Origin of the sequence: Rathayibacter sp. AY1D5 (assembly GCF_002932515.1) — a bacterium.
Classification (GTDB): domain Bacteria; phylum Actinomycetota; class Actinomycetes; order Actinomycetales; family Microbacteriaceae; genus Rathayibacter.
The window spans coordinates 1-2,667 of sequence record NZ_PSVU01000101.1 but is presented as its reverse complement, the minus strand read 5'-3'; the positions used below and the strand labels follow the sequence as shown (position 1 = coordinate 2,667).

Genomic DNA, 2,667 nt, shown 5'->3' with positions numbered 1-2,667 from the left:
CCGGCAAGGCGAAGTCGACTGGCTGGAGAACGAGGCCGACCGGCTCTACCGCCTCGCCTACGGCGACGAGCGCCGCGTCCCCGCCCTCACCGTCACGCGTGCCGAGCTCGAACAGCGCAGAGCGCTGTCCGAGCCGCCAGTGGAAGTCACCCGCCGCGACGCTCTGGCGTCCTGGGGCATCGAGACACCCCCCACCGACACCCCGGCGGCCGCGGCCGCGAACCCGTCGACGTCGACGGGACCCACCAACCGCACGAGCAGGAGTCTCAATGACGACGTCAAGGCGCCCTACTTTCGTTTGAGCGTCGACGGGGACCTCCGAGGGGATCGTGGCCGGGGCCGTCCCACAGCGCGCCTATCTCGATCGTCCCGATAGGGGACTGGTTGTCGAGCCTTGGAGGACCGGGCTCCTGCACGGACCAGCCCGTGTACGAGATGCTGATTGCATGCGTTTCACTCACGAACTCGGCGATGGATTCCGACTCGCGCTACGCACCCTCGACACCGTCGAGGAGATGCACGCTCTGACGGTGGCCAATCTTGAGCGTCTAAGGCAGTGGGAGCCATGGGCCTTCTACGACCAAACTCTCGATGGCACTGCTGCCTTCACTCGTGCTCAGCTGTCGGACTTCATCGCAGAATCCGTGTTGCCGACCGTCATCATGTCGGGCGATTCCATCATCGGTTCAGCGTCTCTTCGAATGAACTCCTACACGCAGACAGCGGAACTCGGGTACTGGATCGACGCCGCCACCGAGGGTCGCGGTGCCGTGACTCGCGCCTGCACCGCGCTGCTGACTGAGGTCCCAGCCCGCGGAATCCGTCGAGTCGAGATACGAACGGCGGTCGAGAACGTGCGCAGCTGGCGCGTTGCTGAGCGGCTCGGGTTCACCCGGGAAGGCGTCCTCACCAGCGCGCTGCCTCTAGGGGACAGACGACTGGACGTGGCGGTCTACGGGCGCACCTTCGCCCGCTGACGCCAGATCTTTAGTCCGCCGTTCGCCGTGCAGTGGTGGGAGAACGCTGTCAGGGGCCGCCGTGGAGCCACACGTTGCCGACGGCGACACGGAGCGATCGCAGGAACCGTTAGATACGGGGATCGGTCAGTGGGCGCTCGAAGCGGCGATCGGGTTTGACGAGGCGTAGTGCTCATCACCTCGGTTCAGCTCATCTGTGCAGAGCGAATCGGAGGCGCCGGGGTGAACGTGCGGTTGTCGCGCAGCAGGGCCCAAAGCACGCTCACGCGTCGTCGGGAGAGAGCGAGGAGCGCCTGCGTGTGCTTGTACCCTTCGCTACTTTTCTTGAGGTAAAAGTCGCGGTTTGGTCATTCGCGGATGACGGAGGTCTGCGCTGAGAGGTAGAGCGAGCGGCGCAGATGTCGGTTGTACCGCTTCGGCCGGTGCATGTTCCCGGTCCTGCGTCCGGAGTCGCGCGGAACGGGTATCAGCCCGGCCGCTGCGGCGAGGTGGCCGTCGTCGGCGTAGTTGTCGAGTGGCCCGGCTGCGGCGAGGAATTCGGCTCCGAGGATCGGACCCATCCCGGGCATCGATTCGATGATCTCGGCCTGCGGGTGCGCGTGGAACATCGTGGTGATCTGGTTCTCCAGCGTTCGGAGACGCTTGTCGAGGGCGAGGATCTGCGTTCCGATGTCGGCGATGATCTGCGCCGCGATCGTCTCGTTCCCGATTTGCGTCTGTTGTCCGCTCGCGGCCTCGAGAGCAGCCTCCGCGACCGCCGGAGCACCCTGCACGCCTCGGCGGCTCAGCCACTTCGTCAGGCGCGCCTGACCCATCCGGCGAAGCGCGGTGGGCGTCTGGTAGCCGGTGAGGAGGGTGAGCGCGCCCTTGTGTTTGGCGTAGTCGAACGCTCTGTCGAGGCGGGGGAAGATGCCGGTCAGGACGTCACGGAGCCGGTTGAGCATGCGGACGCGATCGGCGACGAGATCGCCGCGGTGTGCGATCAGGAGCTTGAGGTCGGCGATGATCTCGACCGGCATCCTGATTGGGGTCAGGTCGTGGCGGTGCCGTGCCGTCTCGGCGATGACGTAGGCGTCGCGTGCGTCCGTCTTCGCTTCGCCCCGGTATGCGCCGGCCATCCGGTTGACGATCCGTCCGGGGACGTACAGCGCGGACTGTCCGTGGCTTGCGAGCAGGGCGAGGAGCAGCGCAGATGTCGTGCCGACGATGTCGACTGCCCAGGTGAAGTTCTCGCCGAGGGCGAGCACTTCGGCGAGCGAATCAAGGATCGCGCCTTCGTCGTTGCTCACCTTCTTCGTCCAGAGCATCGCACCCTGGTCGTCGATCGCCGTCACCCAGTGATGCGCCTTTCCTGCATCGATGCCCACCCAGACGTGAGCTCGTTGATCATTCAACCCGTCCTCCTCAGTCGTGACCTGCCTCGTGTAAGCCCGAGGAGCACCCAACCGTCATCTCCGTAAACAGCGACCGAAACGCACATCTCAATTAGCGGCCAGGGGCACCCCAGGGGACCGGACGGCCACTCCTGCTGAGCCACACGATCGGCGACGACAGATAAGCCACATCCGGCCCCCTCGGGCCGCCACCAAACTTACGGAGAAGACAGATGAGCACCAGAACGATCATCGGCAACCTCGCCACCGACCCCGAGGCTGTGCAGGCGGGCCGCGTGCAGATCGTGAAGCTGCGC

Annotated in this window: 1 protein-coding gene and 2 pseudogenes; 2 read left to right on the top strand and 1 reads right to left on the bottom strand. The window is 65.7% G+C overall.

Annotated features, from left to right (window positions below; translation table 11 throughout):
• Positions 1–376 (top strand): annotated as a pseudogene (locus C5C82_RS17895) (hypothetical protein); the annotation flags it as partial.
• A gap of 70 nt (positions 377–446) precedes the next feature.
• Complete coding sequence (locus C5C82_RS16940; protein ID WP_104355424.1) at positions 447–977, top strand: GNAT family N-acetyltransferase; 531 nt, start codon at positions 447–449, stop codon at positions 975–977.
• A 185-nt stretch (positions 978–1,162) separates the two neighbouring features.
• Here the strand turns inward: C5C82_RS16940 and C5C82_RS16935 are convergent.
• A pseudogene (locus C5C82_RS16935) lies at positions 1,163–2,371 on the bottom strand (IS110 family transposase).
• Positions 2,372–2,667 lie beyond the last annotated feature (296 nt).